Genomic DNA, 1644 nt, shown 5'->3' with positions numbered 1-1644 from the left:
GGCTGTGCAGATCGCGGAGTACGTCGATGGGCGCCGGCGGATCGTGGCTCATCTCGGGTCAGCGCATACGGAGGCCGAGCTTGGGCTCCTGCTGGAGCACGCCCGCGGGATGCTTCTCGATGCCGGCCAGGACGAGTTCGATCTGGGTCTGGAAGCCGCGCCGAGGAAAGCCCGGATGGTCGCGCCCACGGCGGTCCCGGCTCTGTTCGCCGACCCTGGTCTGACTGGCCGGGGAGTCGAGCAGCCGCGGGTGGCTGCCCCGCGGGTGGCTGCCCCGCAGGTGATCGGTACGTCGTCCCTGCTGTTGTACGAGGTGCTTGCCGAGGTCTACTCCGGCCTGGGGTTCGCCGTGGTCGAGGACGAGAGGTTCCGTGACTTGGTGATCGCCAGGATCGTGGAACCGACCTCGATCCTGGACACCGGACGGGTCCTGAGCGACCTGGGTCAGAGGCCCGCCAGCGAGAAGACGATGCGCCGCACGCTGAGCCGGTGCGCCGGCCGCGGCTATCGGGACCTCATCGCGGCCGCTTGCTTCAACCATGCGGTGACCCGCGGGGATGTCTCGTTGTGTCTCTACGACGTCACCACCTTGTACTTCGAGGCCGAGAAAGAGGACGAGCTGCGCAAGGTCGGCTACTCCAAGGAACGCCGGGTCGACCCCCAGGTCGTGGTCGGCCTGCTGGTCGACCGGCACGGCTTCCCACTTGAGATCGGCTGTTTCGAGGGCAACACGGCAGAGACCACCACCATCGTCCCGATCATCCAGGCCTTCCAGGAACGGCACGGCCTGGCCGACATGGTCGTGGTCGCCGACGCGGGGATGCTGTCCGCATCCAACCTCAAAGAGCTCGATGAGGCGGGCTTGAGGTTCATCGTCGGATCCCGGGTGACCAAGGCTCCCGTTGATCTGGAGTCCCATTTCCGCTGGCACGGAGACGCGTTCACCGACGAGCAGATCATCGACACCATCACCCCGCGCAATGGCCGCGGCGGCGTCGCAAGCGATCCGTATGTGAAAGCCGAACCAGTCTGGGACCCCCAGCAGCACGCCGGGTCCTGGCGGGCGGTGTGGGCGTACTCGAGGAAACGGGCAGCGCGGGACAAAACGACCCTCACACTGCAGGAGGACAAGGCCCGCGCAGTCATCGCAGGCGAGAAAGCCGCCCGGGCGCCACGGTTCATCAAGACCAGCAACGGCAGCCGGTCACTCGATGAGGCATCGCTGGCGCGGGCACGACGCCTGGTCGGGCTCAAGGGCTACGTCACCAACATCCCTCTCGGCGTGATGCCCGCCGGCGAGGTGATCGCCAGCTACCACGACCTGTGGCATGTGGAGCAGTCCTTCCGGATGTCCAAGACCGACCTGCGGGCCCGGCCCATGTTCCACCGCACCAGGGACGCGATCGAAGCCCACCTGACCATCGTGTTCACCGCGCTGGCACTCAGCCGCGAAGCACAGAACCGGACCGGGCTCGCGATCCGCAACCTGATCCGCCAACTACGGCCGCTTCGTTCAGCCACCATCGCGATCAACGGCACCGAGCAGACATTCCCGCCCGCCATCCCCGCCGACAAACAGGCAGTCCTCAACGCGATCCGGAACCCGCGGGCCAGGCACTAAGCCGAATGACCGAAGTCAGGTGG

Annotated in this window: 1 protein-coding gene; it reads left to right on the top strand. The window is 66.8% G+C overall.

Translation table 11 applies throughout. From position 1 onward, the window contains the following. On the top strand, positions 1-1621 hold a 1621-nt coding region (locus VLA65_RS21915), incomplete at its 5' end, for an IS1634 family transposase (protein ID WP_332603744.1). Between the last annotated feature and the right edge of the window lie 23 nt (positions 1622-1644).

It is taken from the genome of Arthrobacter sp. S2(2024) (assembly GCF_036662515.1).
Taxonomy (GTDB): Bacteria; Actinomycetota; Actinomycetes; order Actinomycetales; family Micrococcaceae; genus Arthrobacter.
The sequence above is the reverse complement of the archived record's forward strand: the minus strand, read 5'-3'. Positions and strand labels throughout refer to the sequence as shown.